At 59.8% G+C, this 18,382-nt stretch carries 18 protein-coding genes and 2 pseudogenes; 2 read left to right on the top strand and 18 right to left on the bottom strand.

Going from position 1 to position 18,382, the window contains the following annotated elements:
* Positions 1 to 545: 545 nt before the first annotated feature.
* The 14 genes from NE850_RS37470 to NE850_RS37410 all read right to left on the bottom strand — a co-directional run bounded on the left by NE850_RS37470 (position 546) and on the right by NE850_RS37410 (position 13,215).
* Positions 546 to 2,120 carry a hypothetical protein gene (locus NE850_RS37470; RefSeq protein WP_310700239.1) on the bottom strand — a complete coding sequence of 525 codons (1,575 nt, stop codon included), beginning with the start codon at positions 2,118 to 2,120 and terminating at the stop codon, positions 546 to 548.
* 4 nt (positions 2,121 to 2,124) lie between these two features.
* Positions 2,125 to 2,562: a sugar 3,4-ketoisomerase gene (locus NE850_RS37465; protein ID WP_405044925.1), complete on the bottom strand. Its 438-nt coding sequence runs from the start codon at positions 2,560 to 2,562 to the stop codon at positions 2,125 to 2,127.
* A gap of 177 nt (positions 2,563 to 2,739) precedes the next feature.
* A complete protein-coding gene (locus NE850_RS37460; RefSeq protein WP_232064303.1) occupies positions 2,740 to 3,453 on the bottom strand; it encodes a TPR end-of-group domain-containing protein in 714 nt (237 codons plus the stop codon).
* A 20-nt stretch (positions 3,454 to 3,473) separates the two neighbouring features.
* Positions 3,474 to 3,968, bottom strand: a complete 495-nt coding sequence (locus NE850_RS37455) for a M48 family metallopeptidase (protein ID WP_232064302.1) — start codon at positions 3,966 to 3,968, stop codon at positions 3,474 to 3,476.
* Between the two features lie 295 nt (positions 3,969 to 4,263).
* Entirely contained in the window at positions 4,264 to 7,272 is a 3,009-nt protein-coding gene (locus NE850_RS37450; protein ID WP_310700238.1) for a tubulin-like doman-containing protein, read from the bottom strand.
* 55 nt (positions 7,273 to 7,327) lie between these two features.
* Positions 7,328 to 8,257 (bottom strand): DUF4384 domain-containing protein, encoded by a 930-nt coding sequence (locus NE850_RS37445; RefSeq protein WP_007176271.1) that lies wholly within the window; start codon positions 8,255 to 8,257, stop codon positions 7,328 to 7,330.
* 49 nt (positions 8,258 to 8,306) lie between these two features.
* Positions 8,307 to 9,758, bottom strand: a complete 1,452-nt coding sequence (locus NE850_RS37440) for a caspase family protein (RefSeq protein ID WP_165187812.1) — start codon at positions 9,756 to 9,758, stop codon at positions 8,307 to 8,309.
* A gap of 4 nt (positions 9,759 to 9,762) precedes the next feature.
* Positions 9,763 to 10,506 carry a glycine zipper family protein gene (locus tag NE850_RS37435; protein ID WP_007176269.1) on the bottom strand — a complete coding sequence of 248 codons (744 nt, stop codon included), beginning with the start codon at positions 10,504 to 10,506 and terminating at the stop codon, positions 9,763 to 9,765.
* A 301-nt stretch (positions 10,507 to 10,807) separates the two neighbouring features.
* A complete protein-coding gene (locus tag NE850_RS37430; protein ID WP_007176268.1) occupies positions 10,808 to 11,137 on the bottom strand; it encodes a DUF4387 domain-containing protein in 330 nt (109 codons plus the stop codon).
* Entirely contained in the window at positions 11,134 to 11,694 is a 561-nt protein-coding gene (locus NE850_RS37425) for an amidohydrolase family protein (RefSeq protein WP_232064301.1), read from the bottom strand. Before NE850_RS37425 ends, NE850_RS37430 begins: the two co-directional genes overlap by 4 nt.
* The gene (locus NE850_RS39600; RefSeq protein WP_405044926.1) at positions 11,682 to 11,843 is read right to left on the bottom strand and encodes an imidazolonepropionase-like domain-containing protein; all 162 of its coding nucleotides are present in this window, start codon (positions 11,841 to 11,843) and stop codon (positions 11,682 to 11,684) included. The genes NE850_RS37425 and NE850_RS39600 overlap by 13 nt, the downstream gene beginning before the upstream one ends.
* A gap of 54 nt (positions 11,844 to 11,897) precedes the next feature.
* The gene (locus NE850_RS37420) at positions 11,898 to 12,269 is read right to left on the bottom strand and encodes an alpha/beta fold hydrolase (RefSeq protein ID WP_165187810.1); all 372 of its coding nucleotides are present in this window, start codon (positions 12,267 to 12,269) and stop codon (positions 11,898 to 11,900) included.
* Positions 12,236 to 12,613, bottom strand: coding sequence for a lipase family protein (locus NE850_RS37415; RefSeq protein ID WP_165187808.1), 378 nt, complete (start codon positions 12,611 to 12,613; stop codon positions 12,236 to 12,238). Before NE850_RS37415 ends, NE850_RS37420 begins: the two co-directional genes overlap by 34 nt.
* A 35-nt stretch (positions 12,614 to 12,648) precedes the next feature.
* Positions 12,649 to 13,215, bottom strand: coding sequence for a TetR family transcriptional regulator (locus tag NE850_RS37410; RefSeq protein WP_007176242.1), 567 nt, complete (start codon positions 13,213 to 13,215; stop codon positions 12,649 to 12,651).
* A gap of 80 nt (positions 13,216 to 13,295) precedes the next feature.
* On the opposite strand from NE850_RS37410, the gene NE850_RS37405 reads away from it, so the two are divergent.
* On the top strand, positions 13,296 to 14,189 hold the full coding sequence (locus tag NE850_RS37405; protein ID WP_165187806.1) for an SDR family oxidoreductase: 894 nt from the start codon (positions 13,296 to 13,298) through the stop codon (positions 14,187 to 14,189).
* A gap of 199 nt (positions 14,190 to 14,388) precedes the next feature.
* Here the strand turns inward: NE850_RS37405 and NE850_RS37400 are convergent, their stop codons facing one another.
* The 3 genes and pseudogenes from NE850_RS37400 to NE850_RS37390 all read right to left on the bottom strand — a co-directional run bounded on the left by NE850_RS37400 (position 14,389) and on the right by NE850_RS37390 (position 16,712).
* On the bottom strand, positions 14,389 to 15,219 hold the full coding sequence (locus NE850_RS37400) for a fumarylacetoacetate hydrolase family protein (RefSeq protein ID WP_007176241.1): 831 nt from the start codon (positions 15,217 to 15,219) through the stop codon (positions 14,389 to 14,391).
* Between the two features lie 98 nt (positions 15,220 to 15,317).
* Positions 15,318 to 15,859, bottom strand: a pseudogene (locus NE850_RS37395) (amino acid ABC transporter ATP-binding protein); the annotation flags it as partial.
* Positions 15,860 to 16,412: 553 nt separating this feature from the next.
* Positions 16,413 to 16,712, bottom strand: a complete 300-nt coding sequence (locus NE850_RS37390) for a methyl-accepting chemotaxis protein (RefSeq protein WP_197740267.1) — start codon at positions 16,710 to 16,712, stop codon at positions 16,413 to 16,415.
* Here NE850_RS37390 and NE850_RS37385 point away from each other — a divergent pair.
* A pseudogene (locus NE850_RS37385) lies at positions 16,654 to 16,842 on the top strand (hypothetical protein); the annotation flags it as partial. The gene NE850_RS37390 and the pseudogene NE850_RS37385 sit on opposite strands and share 59 nt — an antisense overlap.
* On the opposite strand, the gene NE850_RS37380 reads toward NE850_RS37385, so the two are convergent.
* The gene (locus NE850_RS37380) at positions 16,839 to 18,365 is read right to left on the bottom strand and encodes an amidase (protein WP_007176240.1); all 1,527 of its coding nucleotides are present in this window, start codon (positions 18,363 to 18,365) and stop codon (positions 16,839 to 16,841) included. The pseudogene NE850_RS37385 and the gene NE850_RS37380 overlap by 4 nt on opposite strands.
* Between the last annotated feature and the right edge of the window lie 17 nt (positions 18,366 to 18,382).

Here is an 18,382-nt window from a genome sequence, read left to right as displayed (position 1 = left end):
GCAGAATCTCGATTTCCATGTACTCCTCGTAGCTGATCACGGGCCGCCCAAAAGGAGCAACCCTACAACGAGGTGTATCAATTCCTAACTGCGTTGCTGTATCAATTTACAACTGCGCGCGACAAGAGAACTACATATTGGTAATGCTTGCGCGGCCAGAAGGGAAAAAATACCGAGAGGACATCTTGCGCTTTACTCTCCCGGGGTGCCGCTGCATCTCCCGTGAGGGATCAATGGATCTCTTATACACCTAATTGCTGTGAGGATATCGATTTATCTGACGGTTGTGATCGCAACCGTTATCCGCCAGTTTGCGTCGCGGTTTCAGCTATTGCACGTCGGCATCTATCTTTAGGGGACAGCTCTCCGGGGGTTTGATCTTCAGGTATTCCGGCTCGCTACACGGACGTTGGTGTTGCATTCGCTGCTCCGTCCGAGCCAGTCGATGCAACAAGCGCGACGACGTGCCAACGGTCGGAACGCGATATTGGCTTAGGCTGAAATGCCAGCGTGCCGTTGCGTGCTCCTTGGCACATTCACTCGCGTCAACGCTGGAGCACGAACAACTCGGCGCTGGAGTTTCCGTAATCTCGTTCAGTCGAAACATCAACTGTGCCGGCGCGTCGATACTGCGGGAGCTCGCGGATCGCTTGCACGACGGTCGAGCTACCGGGCAAGTCTCTCTGGGTCACTACGACCACGTCTGCCGGACAACTTTCGATGGCTCGTCTCATGGCTTCGACGTTGAAATGCAGCGTGACAGCCGTGACGGTCAGATTACTGACGCCGTAACACGGTGGACGAAGACCCGTGAGCGGATACAGTATCAGCATTGCGGCACTCGAACTCAGCGTGGCGTTAGCGGGAGCAATGCGTTTGATCTGATCGGCCATGAGCAGATAATTGCTACGCTGAATCGACTCGTCGGCCCAATATTTCCCGTGCGTCTCCTTGAAAGCGGGATAAGTGAGTCCCCAAAAAAGGTTGCGCTGGAATTGAAGCTGGGGCCATACGAGCAGTAAGGAGACGCCAACGCACACGCAGCTGCAAATAAGCTTTTGCGCGCGGCCAGTGAAATGGCAGGCGCTCCAACCCAGGCTTGTGATGCCGCACAGACCGATTAGCGACCATGAGAAGTGGTAAGGCAGACCCAGTTTCGAGAGCGGCTCAACGAACGGAATCACGGTAACAGTGGCCCAAAAAACAAAAGGTTTAAGATATTCCGTCGTTCTTCCGCGAATCGACGCGATGACGATGCATGCCGTTGCCGCCAAGCTCATGACCAACCCTGCGACCGCTGCCTGCGCGGCGAGTTGCCCGCTCGACTTGAAGAGCTTCCATCGCAAATCACCAAACGCTCCATATCCGACGCCGGTATCGACATAGCCGGATATCAAGCTGGATACGCCGCCGGCGCCTCGCAAGGCGATTGCCACTGTAAGTATCAGAGATCCAGCCGCCAACCCACCTGCCACAAAGTACTTCAGCTCGCGAGTACCCCGCACCACGAAGATGGAGACCGCCCCTAACACTGCGAAAAGAAGCAGCGTTTCTCGCAGAAGTACGCCGAGTGCGACGAGTACTCCCATTGCAAAGAATCTGCCCGTACCGGCATGCTGCCCGGACAAGAACAGGATCACCGCGTATAGCAACGGACAGAGCGCTATGAAAAAGCTGTTCTTGAATCCATACTGAATGAATGTCGGGTGGTTCAGCAGCACAAAAAACAGCGCGGTAATGAGCGCGCTCGCTATCAGGCTTCCACTCAGGCGTACTGATATTCGTAGCATCAAGACAGCCGCCAACGCGTCCGGAACGACATCAATCAGTCGCAAGGCAAAAATTGGATTGACCTTGAGCGAGTAAACGAAAGACGTTATTAACGGATAGAGCATCAACATGCCGTCATTCGGAAGACGCAGGTCTTGCGATAGCCGGTCATGGATAATCAGCGCGTAGTATTCGTAGATGCCTTCATCCGTGGATGGATAGCCACCGATTACCGCCAGCCGCAGCACGACAATAACGAGCACCACGAACAAAGCGGCGGCGATCGGCCCCCTGCGCTGGCGGTGCGCCTCAGACGTTGGCTCTGGTGCCGGACTTACGACACGGTCCATTCAGTCAAACCTGCTTTTGCGTCAGGTCTTTCATCAACGCCAGATAGTCATCGTAGTCCCGGATATAGTCCGCTTCGTTGTAGACATCCGACGCGAGAACCAGCGCGACCGACCCGGGGTCGAAGTTGACCTCTGCTGCCCAGATCAACGGGGGCACATGCAAACCCTTCCACGGTCGATTCAAATGGATACGCGTGCGGTTCTGGCCGTCGTCGACCTCGACGTCGAAACTGCCCGAGAGGCAGATAACCAACTGATTCAGCGCATGGTGCGCATGTGCGCCGCGGCTTTCTCCAGTGGGAACGTCGTACAGGTAGAAAACACGCTGGATCGCGAATGGAACATGTCTATCGCCTTCGATAAATGTGAGGTTGCCTCGTGGATCCGTGATCTTCGGCAGATCGTATAGCTTGCAGTCGGCAATGGTGGGCATCTTGTTCATGGGCCTATTCACGAAAGATTGCGCGGGTGAGAATGAACATCGCGGGAACGGTCACACAAACGACGATGAGTGGTGCGACCTGCGTCGGAACGTGCAGCACACGTACGCAAAGTTTCAATATACCTATTCCAATCGCGTAGCCGAACACGAACGACATGTCCTGGCCTGCCCGTATCGTTAGCGGTAACGTGCGACCAGCGCCTGATATCGGACGTCATTGGCAAGTGAGCCAAACTCAGGCGACGAGTCCAGCCGGGCAACATCCCGGAACCCTGCCTTGAACGCACTATTCAGATGGTCAATGGCTGCATCTGACTGTCCCTGCTTTGCGGCTGCGGACGCCAGCTGATATTCGGCGGCCGATTGTCCATCTGCTTCCGCTGGTTCGCTTGCCGGTTGCGACCCACCTCGAACGCTTTGCGTCGCCAATGCGGTTTGCTCACCAACTGCCGTCGGACCAGAGTGATTGCCGCCAGACTGCGCCCCGGCAACCGGCGCTGCTTGCGAGACCGACTGCGGCTGAGCAACAATTGGAACCGACGACGCTGCACTGGCCAGCGCAGCGTTATCCACTACCCGGCGGTAGTAAACCTTGCCGACCAGAGGAACCTTGAGAAAGACCCGGTCCGGCCCATCAAAGTAAAAGGTCAGGCCGACGCCGTAGGCAAGGTCGATCGTTACCTGTCCAGACTTTGCCTCAAACCCATGCACCGACATATCGACGTCCGTGCCCGGGCTCGAGATTTCCTTTTCGCTGACCACGATCTCGGGCCCGACAGGTAATTGCGCACTAAACACCTGGACGCGCTCCGCACGCCAATGCCCAATGATCGTCGGCGGACCGGATTTTGAACACGCTGCCGCGAAGGCGAGCGTGCTCAAAGCCAGCATTGTTCTCAGCCCCGGTCTCATCACGTAGTCGTGCGGTACTTCTTCACCAGAGCAGTGAAGCGCGGGTCATTGCGAATGCCGTCCAGGTCCGGATCCTTCTGCATCTCGTCGAAATACGCAAATCCGTTCAGAAAGCTCGCTTCGAACTGTTTGAGCGCGTCGTCGGTACGCCCCTGCTTGAGTCGCAGAACAGCCATGTTGTAGTAGACCAGCGACTGCTTGGGATCGCGAATGGCGGCATCGTTCAATTCTTTTTCCGCATCGTCGAGTTTGCCCTGCGACATCTGGGCGATGGCGACCTTCACCATTTCCTTCGCGGCGACCTGATTGCTGGCCGACTCGGCTCCCGATGCGTCGCCTTGTGAGAGCTTCGTATCGCTATCCTTGCGCTGGGCGGTGATGTCCGCCTCGGACGGAGAAATTCCGACGTTCGCGGCTGCGACCGGTGAACTGGCGGACGCAATAGCGACTACTGCGGCCGAAGTCGATGCGGCGCCGTTGAGCGGAGCAGCCACGATCTGCGCAGTTGCCTCTGAGGCCGAGTGCGAACGCTTATAAAAGAGACCGCCTCCGGCGCCGATGACCACGACGACAGCTACGGCAACCGCTGCTCCGATCAACTTCCTGTTTGGACCTTTCGCGATCGCGGACGTCTGCAGCTCAAGCAACGTCGAACAGTCCGGGCAATGGAGATCCTCGCCCGGCGAACGAACGAAGATTTCGCCGGCGTTCGCCCTTTCGCAATCTCCGATGGTGGGACACTTGTAAGTTGGCATGTTCCAGTTTTCAGTCTTGAGTGTTGGATGACTATTATTCGGCGACGGCCTGAAGGCCGATGATGTCCCGGATGGATTGCTGCATCGCGCTCAAGGCCAGATATTGGGGATCCTGGTCGTCGTCGCCAGCCTCGGCGAAACGCGCGGTAGCAAAGTCGATGTAACGGTCGAACAATTTCTGCTTCTCGTCCTTGTGCTTGAGCTCGGCGTCAACGCGCTTGCTCACTTCCCGCTCGATCAAAGTCTGGATGTCGGCGGGAAGCTCATCGTCAATGACGGTTTGCCACGTGCCGCCGCGCAACACCTTCGACGCCGGCAAGCCATTTGCCTTGTAAATGAAAGCCCACTCCTGCTCGCCCGTAGTTTTGTTCTCGCGCTGCCTGATCATTTCCATGAGTCGAGCGACAAGCAGGTATGGTTTGCGCTTCGCCTGCGCCGCCACTTCAGCCGACGACCGTGCGTATAGCGGCGGCAGCTTTTTGCCGTCTCCGTCGCTGTGCAGCAGATGCGACTCGTTGAAGTCGCCGAGCAGTCCGTCGTAGTGGCGCTTTAGCATCGACAGCGTGTCGATGAAACGCACCGGCATGAGCGATGCAATTTTCAGAATGACGATCTCGTTCGAGAGCTTGCCTGGCGCAACAACCGTATCCGAAGCGGGATCCTTCTGCTGTTCGAACAGCGTTGCGAGCCCCGCGTGGAAATCCTTCTGGCTTTCGCACTCCGGCAGGAACACCGCCACCGTGTTCGCCGTACCGCGTGAACCGCCAGCGTTGTTCGACACCGAGCGGTCGACTTCCGTCTTGTTGTACTGAATCATCGTGCCGGACTTTTCATACAGCCCCGACACAAAAGCCTTCAGGCCATTCTGGTTGGCGTCATACTGCTTTTGCAGACGCTCCACGATGTTGACCTGCAGCACCGGCGGCAAAGTTTTCGAAATCTCCGCGTGTGCCATTTCGACGATCGTGGCGGACGTTTGCGAAATCGTGGAAATGATGGATCCCAGCGATACGTTTCGCACGAGCTTATCGAACGAATCGACCTCGGCGCCTGCCAGATCAATGACGGACTGACGCACCTTCTGCGTGCGGGCAATCTGGCTCGGTTCGTCGACCACGACCGCCTTCATGATGTTGCTGATTGCGTTGCGGTCGAAAATTCGCTGCTGATAGATTGCATCCGCACCGGCGAGCCGCGCCGCCTGCTCCTGATGCACCTTCTCTGTCGCAGCGGCAAGAAGCTGGTGCAAATCGTCGATGTGGCCACGCAGCGAGGTGAGTTCGTCCTTGATGAAAGGAACGAGACTGCCGGCGAACTTGTGCCCTTCCTGCAAAGTACGCATTGCGTACAGATCCTGATAGCGGGCGGTGATCTCGGCGAACAGTGCGCCGCGCTTATCAGTCAGATGCTGACCGAAAAAGCCGACCTTGTTGAACTGCGTGGACAACTCGTCGATGCTCTGCTGGACGGCTGCCTGCGAAGCCGGAGCCTTGGTGATCTCGTCGGCAAATACGGCCTGACGCTCGCCAAGCAGTGCAATCAAGGCATCTGTGAACTGGCGCAACTGGATCAGGGAGTGCGTACCGATCTTCCAGCGACCGAACAGCTCCTTTTCGATCTGACGCCCAATATGCCGCGCCATTTCGAGTCGAGCATTTCCCTTGATTTCGTAAAACTTGCGAACGCCGCCAAGCTTTCTGTAGGTTTCGTCGAAGACTTTCGCGAGGCGAGTGTTAAGCGCATGCGTCCAGGTCGTTTGCTCGAGCGTGGAGTCATTTCGAATGTCCGGCGCCACGACGCCAACGACCTGCTTCCAGAATTCATTGGCCGGCTTCCAGCCGCCGCTCTTTGCATCATCCTCGAGGATCCCCACTTCCAGCATCAGATGCTGGCCGCTGAGCAACATGCCCTGCAGCGTATCCGGCTTGCGCGCTTCGCTACCCCAGTCCTTCTGAACAGGCTCGTCTGCGTAACCCTCCCCCTGACGGAAATTGTTGAACATCAACTGCCGGGTTGCCTGCTCGGCAAACCCGTACGCGAGATATTCCTTGATTTCCTGCTCTGGAACGACAATGCGTTCGACCCCGAACGACAGGAACAGCTTGGCGCGCGCCTTGCCGATTCCATCTTCGCTTTCAAAGTTCTTGATGTCGTTTTCGCCCTTCTCCGCGCGGCCGAGGCCTTCCCACTCCTTGTTCAGAGTCTTCTGATAGATGAACTCCGCAACGATCCGAGGGATTTCCGAGTCGATATCGAACTGGATGTTGTGCTCGTTGAGGTTACTCACGAGATAACAACCGTTGAAATAGACATCGTGCTCCATAGCGGAGCCGTCAAGCACATTCGCAGGGTGATATTTGCCGACCGCCATCGCGTTCAGCTCCGCGAGCGCGGCGTAGCCGTTCGCGTAGTAATTCGATGAACCGGCCACATCGCGTACACGGCGGGAATCCTTCTCTGGAAGCAGCGCGTAGATGATGATCCTGTAGCGGTCCTGGTCCGGATACTTGTTTCGAATCAGTGCAACCGCATCGACGACCGAGCCGCTGCCAGTTCCGCCGGCGAGGCCGCAAACCACGTGAATCACTGCCCCAGCCCGCCCGGGGCCTTCCTGGAGCACCCGCATCCGGTCTTCTACAGCCTTGACGAATTGCGATGCATTCTGTGCAAACACAAGTCGGCCCAACTTGCGACGCTGTGCCGCGCCGGCGATACCGGGTTTCACAAAGTCAAAGACACTCTTGGGTTCAACCCAGTCACGCAGCCCCGGGAACGAATTCGGGTCGTCAAGAACCGGACGAACACTGCTCGCCGTATTGATCATGTACTGGCTGCGGGCGAGATCGATCTCCTTGCCGAGAACCTTCCACTCGTCGTGTTTGTCGACTTCGTCGGTGGATGTGTCGACATACAGATACTCGAACCGCGCTTCCGACGCACTGTTTCCCTGTGCATCCTTGTTTCGTTCAATTGTCTTTCTCAGATTGCGGATGATCTTGCCGCCGGACCCGCCGAGTCCGATGATCAGATGGTTATGTTCCATGTCTTCCAGGTCTCTGTTACGTGCGTCGCGAACCGCTTGCGGGCGGTCCGCACGATTATTCGTGCGCGAGGTTGATCTTGAGGTACAGGTTCTGGTCGCTCCTGGTCGTATGTTTCACGACGTAAGATGCAACCTGGCCGCCCGCAGCCGGTGTCTGATCGTCGCTGAAAACGATGCCCTTGGCGCTATATCCGGCGGCGTCCGCTTGCGCGACCTGCGCGGCGCAGCCGGCGGTCTGATCCGGCGCAAACGCGATACCCTTGGCAGCGTAATCAGGCGACGCGCTCGCAAGCTGGAGAGGAGCCGTAGCGTCTGAAGCGGCAGTGGCAGCTGCAATCACTGTCGTGCTCGCGGCCGGACACGAGCCGGCTTCCGCGGTCTGCAGATTTGCCGGGCTGGAAACGAGGTCAGGCGCCGCGGTACGCAGGCGGCGCGTGATGTCCCCATGCGCGCGTTCCGGCGACAGATACACCATGAGCTTTTCCATTCCGGGCTTGTCGTCGAACTGGAAAGAGCCCTTCGCCGGGAAGAAAACAATACCCATTGCATCGACAAAATTATCCTGCGACGGCTGCGGATAAATTTGCGTGATGCTCCCGTCCGGTGCCTCATTCAGGATGTACACGTACGACGGGCGGTTGACCTTGACACCAAGCTGGAACTTCTCGCCGCTCCTGAAGATGCGACGCGTCAGTACGTCGTGCGTCGTGCCGTCGTCGTCTTTGAGACGGACGAAGTAGCTCGCGCCAATCTGCGGAGCACGCTTTTTCTTCTGCGAAACTTTTACCGGCATCGGCACCTGGCTTTCCGGGCTTTGCACCGCTGCCACTGCATTGTTTGCATCCGCGCCCTGCTTTTGCCCGGTACCAACCGCAACAACGGAATCGTTCGCCGAGAAAAAGAGGGACTTCGCGGAATAGGCCTCCTGCGCGATCGCGTGCGTCGTCAGAGCGGCAAGAGAGAGTGCCACGATTGAATATCGCATATTTATCCTCTGGTTTTTCAGGCGCTCGACGAGCAGGCGCCACTGGTAGTTAATTGATTGCGTTCTGGTCGTCTGGAATCGTCGAGTATTGGCGAGGCGTCTGATGCTCCTTGCCGTGGCTCGCCTCGACTGCCTTGATGGACGTGAAAGCACGCGCATCCCGGAACGCGGGACCGAGTTGGCCATTGTTGCGATCCAGATAGGCGAACAGAGACTGTGTGAAAAACGACCCCTTGATTTGCCCCTCACCGGCAATCGGACTCTCGAAGGTGTTTCCTCCCGAAGGCCCCCATGACTTTTCGTTGACGCTCGTCGCCGTGATAATGGTGTAGCCATTGCGGGTGCGATCGATGGTCGCGGGTGCCTTTGCGGTGCCGACTTTGTCCCCCGGGTCGGCGGCAAAACGGATGCCCTTTGACGTGAAATCCGCTGTCGTCCACGAAGCCAGTGAAATTCCCGCACGCTCTTTCTCACCACCATTAGTTTGCAGAATGTAGGCGGTACTTTCATCCCGGATATCGTCGAGCATGTCGCCGCTGTAGCAGGTGTCGATCAACACACGCGTCGAATGGCTCGGCCTGCGCGCGACGTTCTGCACCAATGTGTCAGGAACCGAATGCTTTTGAATGTAGAGATAGAACTCCGTCGCATCATTCATCCGCATCGTGTTTCTGTCACCCGAGTCGTAAGCGACAATCGACATTTTTCGATAGTCCTGACCACCGGGCGTGGGCACTGGCGGCGTGCCGTGACTGGAGATATAAATGAAGACGTCGTCGTTCGGACCGATATTCCGATCAAGGTTGTTCAGCGCCGCCTCGATATTTGCCTGGGTCGCTCGCTCATCCAGCAACGTCGTTACCGAGTAGCCGGCCCGCTTCAGATACCCCTGTACGACAATGGCGTCGTCCCTGCCCTGAATTTCTTTCAGATTGCGCGAATCGGCGAAATGGTTCAAACCCACAACCAGGGCCCGCTTGACGGCAACGCTCGACCTCGGTGGGCCGTCGTGGGCATATGAGTTGAGCGCCTTGCCCGCCGCGACTTCCCAGCGCTTTTCCTTGATGTTCTGCGGGTAGAAGGGCGAGGTGGACTTCATGCCGACAATGGACTGCACAATCGTGAAGGCCTGATCGACCTCGTCCTCGTTCCGGTAGTTGCCGGTCAGCTGGACGCGCCCGGTAGCGTCACGGGATATATCCGCGTACTCAAGGCCGTGCTCACGAAATTTGACCTTGATCCGGTCAAACAGAGGCTGAGGAACGTTATAGGCGCGATAGGCGTTCTGATAGCCCGGCAGGCTACTGGCGGCACACGCGGTCAGCAACAGCGATCCGCACACTATGGCGACGCGCGCAAGAGATAGGTTCATCACGTACAGATAGAGCACAGCGGCACCCGCCCGAGCAACCGGAAACATGCATGCAGACGGACAACGCCACAGGTTTTCGGGAAAAGGCGTCGAACAGCCATGGCCGGCCGGTCGTAACCGGTCGGCCATTCAATTATTCCTTGACGGTGAATGTCTGCGACGCGACTGACGGCGGACGGTCCGCTGCGGCCACGCTGAACTGCACCCGGTACACGCTACCTGCCTTGGCATCGTGCGGAATCGGAATATGCACGGTGTCCTTCTGCTCGCCAGGTTCGAAGGTATGCTGCTCTGACGTCCGCCCAGGGAACGGAACCTCGGTCTCCTTGTCATCCGATACGCTGTATAACTTGCGCTCGATAGTCACCGGTGCTTCCGCACCGTCTGGAGTCATCAGAATGAACGAACTGCTGACATTCGCCTGGCCGTCGGCTTTAACCGTGCCGCCGACTTCCACGGATTCCGCGCGAGTGATGATTCCCTGAGCCGGCTTGTATTTGATAGCCCGCTTGACGTTATCGTAGTCCTTCGTCCGCTGGATATCGGACTCTGGCAGCCACGCCGGATTCTTCTTGAAGCAGGTGTTGACGGCCGTGTAGTACGCCGTCGCAAATCCGGCCACGCCGCCCACGGCCGCGCCGATGAGTGCGCCTTTGACAGCATCGTCCTTTTTGTGAGAGACGAGCATCGCGGTCAAGCCGGTCAATGCTCCAATACCGACGCCCTTGGCTGTCGAGACAATCTGTTCGTGCTTCACGCAGGAATTCAGATCGTCGTTGGCGGACTCCTGCGCATTGGCGCTAAATCCGACAAACAGCAGCCCCGTGGCGACTGTCATGCAGACCGCCGTCTTCAAATGTTTTTTTCTGGTCATCATTTTCGATTGTATTTTTAACGACACACCGCAGCGTCGCCGGCCTGCGACAGATGTGGCTTGGCAGTTCGCCACGACATCCTGTACTTGTGCGAGCGCTCTGCCCTTGGAGCACACGCACGAATTGATTGTCGGCCGATCCTGACAAAACTTTAGCGTTTCAGCTCGAAAATGATACGGTTGGTTGCGCTGTTTGACAGAGGACTCAACAGACCATGAAGGTTTGCTCCTGGAAAAAGGCCTGAAAAAACTGGAAGAGCAAAACGTTTTCGTTTATCGATTTGGTCTCCCTCTCCCCCGAGTTCTATTCGTTCCGAAGCGGTATCGGGAAATCGAGCAGCGGCGCGTGCTGCTGGCAGCCGTACATGTCTGATTCGCCGAGTCGCCCTTGCGGCAACTGGCGGCGCATTGTCACCTTGATCGCCTGGCCGCGCGGAACCGCAAATATCGACGTGATCGCGCTTTCCCGCACGCCGAACAACTCTGCCATCGCGGCCTTCGTAAAACGGCGCGATTCCCACACTGTGGTGAAATGAGCGGCGTCCTCGAACATTACATCGAACGTAAGCAGAAACGGTCCGGCATTCTTGCTGCGAATCACCGTTGCGAGCGACGAAAGCGGAACGGTCGTCATGATGAAAGCGCCGCACCGATCCCCGCATCGCGCGAGCGTGCATGCACCGTGCACATGCGGCCGAGGCGATGCGCTTCCTTCGCGATCGTCGCGAACTCTTCATCCATGTATGCGGCGCCGTCGAGCGAGTCGGGTGTGATCAGCGAATCATTGGAACCGGACACCTTGATCGCATCGACGCCGTCTTTCACCTGATAACGGATCTGCTCGATCAGATCGCTCGCGTCGCGGATCAGCACGCCCACGTGGCCCGGCGGAAATTCCATGCTATTCGGAAACGAATCCTCGAGACCCTGATGCGAGGTGAGCTGCCGCCCGCTCACCGCAAAACGCGGCCCGTCGAACATGCCACTATCGATTGCATCGCGCACCGATTGCGCGACGTTGTACGTTGTTGCCGCGTCGAACGCGCTCGTCACGCCGGCCTGCAGCACCTTCTTCGCATGCCAGATCGCCTTGAGCGCGCGAAACTCGACCGGCGTGTAGAGCGCAAGCTCCTCTTCCGAACGCGCCTCGCCGAAGGAGATGTGAGTGCGCGCGTCGATCAGCCCGGGCATGATGCTGCGCCCGGCAACGCGATTCGTTCGAACGCATCGGTACAAAAGCGCTCGGGCAGCGCGGTTTTTTCGCCGACCCATGCAATGCGCTCACCTTCGATCGCAACCGCGCCGTGCAAGCGTGGTGCGTTTAACGGTCCGTCAATCACTTTGCCCACTAGAACGTAGCCGTGTTTCGCTTTGCTTTGCTTTGCTTTGCCATGTCAGTGACTTCCTGGTTCGCCGCCAAAAAATGCATTGGCCAGCAGCAGAAACTTGCTGGGCTGCTCATACGCGATCGAATGCGAGCAGTGCGCAAGCAACGCGACGTCGGCGTGCGGTAATGAGCGGCTGAGCGCCAGGGTAAGTGAATCGGGCGGAAAGCCCGGATCGTCGCGCCCGTGCAGCATCAACACGTCGGCGTGAATGCGCGCGAGTTCGTCGTCCAGCACGAGCCGGTCGATATAGCGCTGCTTTTCGCCCTCGAACATCGCCGAGAAATAGCGCCGGTAATCGCCGTCGAAGAGAATCTTTTCGCGGGCGGATAGATACGCTTCATCGATCAGCGCGGCGCGGTCGGCGGGAAAGGTCCACACGCGCCGCACGGCTTCTTCATCGGAAACGGCGCACCGAGCGTCGCGGTCGTCATCACTTTCGACACGCGTGCTTCGCTCGCCGCGAGCTTCAGTGCCAACGCGCCGCCGAGCGAATGGCCGATCAGCCCGATCCGCTCGCCCGGCATCTGCGCGATCGCGGGACGCGGCATCGTCGCGACCACGCCTGCGCTCGCGACCGCCGCGTTGAGCAGCGGACAGCTCATCGAACCGTTTCCGCTGCGCGTACCGCTCAGCGACACGTATTGCGTCGTCAGCAGTCCGGCTGCGTCGGCACGTGAAGTGGTTTCGCTCTTTCGCGATTGGCTGCTCGAAGAAGGACGCAATTCTCCTTGAGCATCGCGATTCAACCAACGTCGCTTCAACTGGCCACGAGCGCTCTCAGTCGCGCAAGCGATTCCTTCACGATCTCGCCGTAGCTGCGTCGCTCGGATTCGCCTACCCATTGTGCGAACGCGACCCGAAAGACGGCGATGCCGGCCTCGGCCGCGAGGCTCGCGTCCGGCTCGCCGACACCGCGCTCGCGCAGCGCCTGCGCGAGTGCCGCGGACAGCGTCGCCAGTTTGATCAGCTCACGCTCGCGCAGGTCCGTGTTGGCCGCGATCACCGTGCTGCGCATGCGCGCGAACGGGCGCCGGTCGTCATCGAAGAAATCTCCGGCCTTCGTCAAGGCGGCGGCGAGCGCGTCTACCGCCGATGCCTCGGCCGGCGCCTGGGCCAACGCATCGACCATCGTCTGCTGAAGACGTTCGGAACCGTTGAACAGCACTTCGCGCTTATCCGCGAAGTAGCGAAAGAACGTTCGCGCAGTCAGCCCCGCGCGCTCCGCGATGGCTGCCACGGTCGTCTGTTCGTAACCGATCTCTCCGAACAGTTCGATGGCCGCCGCACGGAAACGGCTCTCGGCATCGGGCTCCCAGCGACCCATATTTTTTCTCTCTTGTGTTGACACAGAGTGACATCGTAAGCCTATACTGATGTCACTCAATGACATCGTGGATGTATCTCATGCGAATTCTCGTCACCGGCGCCTCGGGCTGGATCGGCTCGGCCAGCGTCAAAGAACTCATCTCGGCGGGACACCACGTTCTCGGCCTCGCCCGCAACGACGAATCCGCAGCCAAGATCGCCAGGCTTGGTGCCGAAGTGGTGCGCGGCAGCCTGGACGACCTCGCCAGCCTGCGCGGCGCAGCCACGCTAGCCGAGGGCGTCGTGCACCTCGGCTACAACCACGACTTCTCGCAGATGGCGGCTGCGGCACAGACCGATCGCGCGGCCATCGACACGTTCGCCGACGTGTTGCAAGGCACTGGCGGCCCGCTGCTGATCGCCTCGGGCACGCTGGGGCTAGCCCCGGGCCGCGTGGGCACCGAGGAGGACATGCCGGGCGCCGGGGTCCACCCGCGCATCGCCAACGCGGCCTACACACTGGGCCTCGCCGAGCGCGATATCCGGTCGATGGTCGTGCGCTTTGCGCCGACGGTGCACGGCGCGGGCGGCGACCACGGATTCGTCGCGGTGCTGGCGCGCATCGCTCGCGAAAAGCGCGTTTCAGGCTACATCGGCGAGGGCCAGAACCGCTGGCCGGCGGTGAACCGGCTCGATGCCGGCAAGCTCGTGCAACTCGCGATCGACAAGGCGACGCCGGGCAGCGTGCTGCACGCCGTCGCCGAAGAGGGCGTCGCTACGCGCGACATCGCGACGGCGCTCGGTCAGTTCCTGGACGTGCCGGTGGAATCGATTCCCGTCGACCGCGCACAGGCTCACTTTGACTGGCTGGGCATGTTCTTCGGTGCCGACGCCCCGGCCTCCAGCGCACGCACGCGTTCGCTGCTGGGTTGGGCGCCGACGCACGGGACGCTGTTGGAGGATATTGCGGCCGGACACTACCCCGGGAACTGAGTGCTCTGATATGGCGGGACGCCAGTAGACGGGAAGCCTGGTTTTGCTCCTCTCGCGATTCATCGTTGGTCGTATCGCCAGAGTTCGATGCGACCTGTGAACCCGAAGCGACCTTGGCATCGCGTACCTCGGACAGGCACTTGAACGGATGCGTCGTGAGCGCGCCGATCTCGGTCAGTCAAGGCCACCCGCAAACCACCTACATCTCATCCGCGACCTGATTCCGCAGCGTCCCGATCCGCGAAATCTCCACTTCGACCACGTCGCCGGCTTTCATCCATAGCGGCGGATCGCGGAACGCGCCCACGCCGCCCGTCGTGCCGGTGATGATCCCGTCGCCCGGCAGCAGCGTGCAGAACGTCGAGCAATATTCGATCAGTTGCGGTATCGGGAAAATCAGGTCGTCGGTGGTGGCCCGCGGCATGACCTCACCGTTCAGGCGCGTGGTCAGCGAAAGCCGCGACGGATCGCCGACTTCGTCGCGCGTAACCAGCCACGGCCCGAAGCCGCCCGTCTGCGGAAAGTTCTTGCCCGGCGTGAACTGCGACGCACGCTGCCGTCGTTGTAGCAGGCATAGCCGGCGATCACGTCGAATGCATCCGCCGCCCTCACGTGACGCGCGCCTGCCGATCACGACGGCAAGCTCGCCCTCGAAATCGAGCCGCTCCGATACCGACGGACGAACGATCGGCGCGTCGTGCGCCGTCTGCGAGTCGGCAAAGCGCGCGAAGATCATCGGTTTGTCGGGCACCTCGCGTCCGGTCTCCTTGACGTGCGAAAGGTAATTGATGCCAACGCAGAGGATTTTCTGTGGATCGGGAATCACGGGCAGCAGTTCGACGTCGGCGAATGCAAGCGTGACGTCCGCCCGCGCTGCGTGGTCGGCGAGCGCACCGAGCGATTCGCGCTCCAGCGCTTCTTTCAACGTGGCGCCGAGGCGCGTGGCAAACGGTGCGGCATCGACGATTCCGCCATCGACGACGACCCCATATGACGAACGCCCCGCGTGGAGAAAGCTGACGAGTTTCATTGGAACGAGGCTCCTGCTCCGGCGCGCCGCCCGCCGACCATATCGCGCGATGCGAACGGCGGAGACCGGCCCGGAGATATACGGTTTAAGGTCAGGCGCTACCGAGCGCGCCCTGATTGACGAGTGAAACGGGACTGGCGATATGGCGCGCGCGCGGACTGCACCGAGTGCGGCGCTTCGCGCACGTCGTCCGTGCCCATGAAGCGCCGGACGCGTTCGGCATCCGCACGGTGGCGGATCTCGTCGGGCGACGCCGCCATCTTGACGACGCCGTCCTCCATGAACACGATGCGATCGGAGATCGACATCGCGAAGTCCATTTCGTGCGTGACGATCAGCATCGTCATCCCCTCGTCGGCGAGCGTGGAAATCACCTTCAGCACATCGCCGACGAGTTCCGGGTCCAGCGCGGAAGTCGGCTCGTCGAACAGCATGACGGCCGGTTCCATCGCCAGCGCCCGCGCAATGGCCACGCGTTGCTGCTGGCCGCCCGACAACTGATGCGGATACTTGTCCGCGTGAGCGAGCAAGCCGACCTTGTCCAGCAAACGAAGCGCCTGCACACGCGCCTCGGCCAGATTACGGCGGCCGTGATAACGCGGCGCGAGAGCATCACGTTATCGACGATGGTCCGATGGGGATCGTAATATCGGGGCTGGCGCAATTGTTATTCATTCAGACATTGCGGGCCTATTTGGCTCATGCGCCGAACGGCGACGAGGGGTGGTTGAAAGGCTTTGGCGACCAACGGTTAGCCATTGTGCTCAGTAGCATTGCGGTCGGGTACTCATCCGAGAGTGCCTTCAGCAGCGCATTCAAGCGTGTAATGGCTGTTGCCCCCGGTCAGTATCGGCGGACAACACAGGGGGAAGGCGAGGTGCAGCAAACGCCTGGCAAATCCGACACGCTCCACTTCTAGGTGCAATAGCCTGGACTAATGTGACAGCCGCGCGACCCATGCGCGAACTGGCGCCGACCCGGTCCGCCCACAATTCCGGCAAAGCTTGACGTCTTGTCGTCTTGACGTCGCAACCGTCGCACCTTGATTATGTCTCGGTCAGTTGAAACCATCCGACCGCTTCCGAGAGTTTTCGCGACTGTTCCTTGAGAAAGTCAGCGATCGCCGATGACTCCTCGACAAGGGCCGCATTCTGCTGGGTCAGCTCGTCGAGTTGGGACACCGCCTGGTTGACCTACGCGATGCCGACGCCTTGCTCGTCCGATGCAAGCGCCATTGCCGCTACGATGGCGCCGACGCGCTGGGCGCTGCCGACGACTTCATGCATCGCATCCCCGGCGCTCGATGCCAGTTGCGCGCCCGAGCCAACCTTGCTAGCCGAATCGTCGATCAGTTGCTTGATTTCCTTCGTCGCCTGCGCACAGCTTTGCGCAAGCGTGCGTACTTCGCCGGCAACGACGGCAAAGCCCCTGCCCGGCCACGTCCCAAGTGACGACGCTGCGACCAAACTCCTCTGGCTGGCGCTGAACAACATCACCGCAGACTGGAGTCGCGCCGCGCACGACTGGAAAGCGGCAATGAACCGATCGGCCTGCCAGCAGGCGGACCTTTATCTGTCTTGCACACGAAAATTCAGACAGTCCCGCGACAACTGCCGCCCCTAGCGTCCCCTCCCCACCCCCAACTCATAAGCATAAGCAAACCCTAACAACGCCCCCTCGTCCCATTGCCGCCCCACAAAAATCACCCCAAACGGCGCCCCCGACGCGTAAAACCCCGCAGGCACCGCAATCCCCGGCAAACCCGCAATATTGATCTCACCTACCGTCGTCTCCTGAATGACATCCTTACCATGAAGCGCAGGAAGCTCACCTCGCATCTGCGGAAACACCAGTGCATCGAGCCGTTGCGCATCCATCACCGCATTGAAAATCCGCAGATAACGCGCCTTCACTTCGACGAATTCAGGCATCTCCGGCGGCACCGACGGATCAGCCAGCGCGGCCTTGAAATCCGCGAGACTATGCATATACCGCAGTATCCCCTGCGCCCCAAAAACATCGTCGCCCTTCGTCGCCGCAGCGAATTCCGCGAAGGTCTTCAGCGACGCATGCTTGCCGAGTCGCTGAAGATACTTCTCCAGATCATACGGAATCGACTCGAGACCGCGCGCATCGAAATGCGCCAGCGGCGGAGTCGGCTTCCTCAGTTCGGCGAACCCGGAGCCCGCGAACGGATCGTCGACGAGAATCGCACCCAGACCAACCAGTTCGCCCTTGACCCGCTCATACAGCACGGCAGCTTCATCGGACAACGGTTGATTGCGCCAGCCCGGGCCATACAGACCGATGCGCTTGCCGTTCAACGCCTTCGGGTCTAGCGCCGCGGTATAACCACCTTCCGGTTGCCGGCCGACGCTCGCGAGCGTCTTCGGATCTTCGCTCGAATAGCCCGCGAGCACGTCGAGGCACAGCGCGGCATCCCTCACGTTTCGTGCAATGGGCCCCACCACATCGCGATTACCCGACAGCGGCACCACGCCCGCATTCGGCACCAGCCCGATAGTCGGTTTGATTCCAACGAGGTTCTGCGCCGACGCGGGGTTCTGAATCGATCCGCCGGTCTCTTCCGCGAGGCCGAGTACAGCCATGCACGACGCAACCGCCGATGCCGTCCCCGCACTGCTGCCGCCTGGCACCCGATCGGGCATCACTACATTGATCGTGGGGCCGGCCCAGCTATCGTTCGCATGCGAGCCGGTATGGCTCAGGATCGGCACGTTCGTCTTGCCGAGCAGAATCGCACCCGCGCGGCGCATCCGCGCGACGACCGGCGCATCACGCTCGGGCATGAGGTCGACGCCGCCTTTCTTGCTGTACAACTTCGCCCATCCCGCGGTAGTCGGAAAGCCGACCATGTCCATAGGATCCTTGATGACGACCGGCACCCCCGCAAGCGGACCCAGCGGTTCACCGGCAGCGCGCCGTTCGTCGATCCGGCGCGCGTCGTCGATTGCCGCCGGGTTCAGGAAGATCACCGCGTTGTACTTCCCGTTGTCGCGCTCGATCCTGGCGAAACAGGCGCGCGCCAGCTGCTCGGCCGTGAATGTGCCGGCCTTGAAACCCGCCTGTACGGCCTCGACCGTCAGGGCGTCCAGATCGATATCCATCGCACTGCCTCGTTCCATTCCATGCTCCTCTTGAG

It is taken from the genome of Paraburkholderia sp. USG1 (assembly GCF_031570135.1).
Classification (GTDB): Bacteria; Pseudomonadota; Gammaproteobacteria; order Burkholderiales; family Burkholderiaceae; genus Paraburkholderia; species Paraburkholderia dioscoreae.
The sequence above is the reverse complement of the archived record's forward strand: the minus strand, read 5'-3'. Positions and strand labels throughout refer to the sequence as shown.

Excerpts from the sequence above, each read along its gene's own strand:
- NE850_RS37470 (WP_310700239.1), bottom strand. The coding sequence starts at position 2,120 with ATGGACCGTGTCGTAAGTCCGGCACCAGAGCCAACGTCTGAGGCGCAC.
- NE850_RS37465 (WP_405044925.1), bottom strand. The coding sequence starts at position 2,562 with ATGAACAAGATGCCCACCATTGCCGACTGCAAGCTATACGATCTGCCG.
- NE850_RS37440 (WP_165187812.1), bottom strand. The coding sequence starts at position 9,758 with ATGGCCGACCGGTTACGACCGGCCGGCCATGGCTGTTCGACGCCTTTT.
- NE850_RS37410 (WP_007176242.1), bottom strand. The coding sequence starts at position 13,215 with ATGGGTCGCTGGGAGCCCGATGCCGAGAGCCGTTTCCGTGCGGCGGCC.
- NE850_RS37445 (WP_007176271.1), bottom strand. The coding sequence starts at position 8,257 with ATGCGATATTCAATCGTGGCACTCTCTCTTGCCGCTCTGACGACGCAC.
- NE850_RS37435 (WP_007176269.1), bottom strand. The coding sequence starts at position 10,506 with ATGATGACCAGAAAAAAACATTTGAAGACGGCGGTCTGCATGACAGTC.
- NE850_RS37425 (WP_232064301.1), bottom strand. The coding sequence starts at position 11,694 with ATGCCCGGGCTGATCGACGCGCGCACTCACATCTCCTTCGGCGAGGCG.
- NE850_RS37430 (WP_007176268.1), bottom strand. The coding sequence starts at position 11,137 with ATGACGACCGTTCCGCTTTCGTCGCTCGCAACGGTGATTCGCAGCAAG.
- NE850_RS37405 (WP_165187806.1), top strand. The coding sequence starts at position 13,296 with ATGCGAATTCTCGTCACCGGCGCCTCGGGCTGGATCGGCTCGGCCAGC.
- NE850_RS37380 (WP_007176240.1), bottom strand. The coding sequence starts at position 18,365 with ATGGAACGAGGCAGTGCGATGGATATCGATCTGGACGCCCTGACGGTC.
- NE850_RS37460 (WP_232064303.1), bottom strand. The coding sequence starts at position 3,453 with ATGCTGGCTTTGAGCACGCTCGCCTTCGCGGCAGCGTGTTCAAAATCC.
- NE850_RS37450 (WP_310700238.1), bottom strand. The coding sequence starts at position 7,272 with ATGGAACATAACCATCTGATCATCGGACTCGGCGGGTCCGGCGGCAAG.
- NE850_RS37390 (WP_197740267.1), bottom strand. The coding sequence starts at position 16,712 with ATGTTGTTCAGCGCCAGCCAGAGGAGTTTGGTCGCAGCGTCGTCACTT.
- NE850_RS37400 (WP_007176241.1), bottom strand. The coding sequence starts at position 15,219 with ATGAAACTCGTCAGCTTTCTCCACGCGGGGCGTTCGTCATATGGGGTC.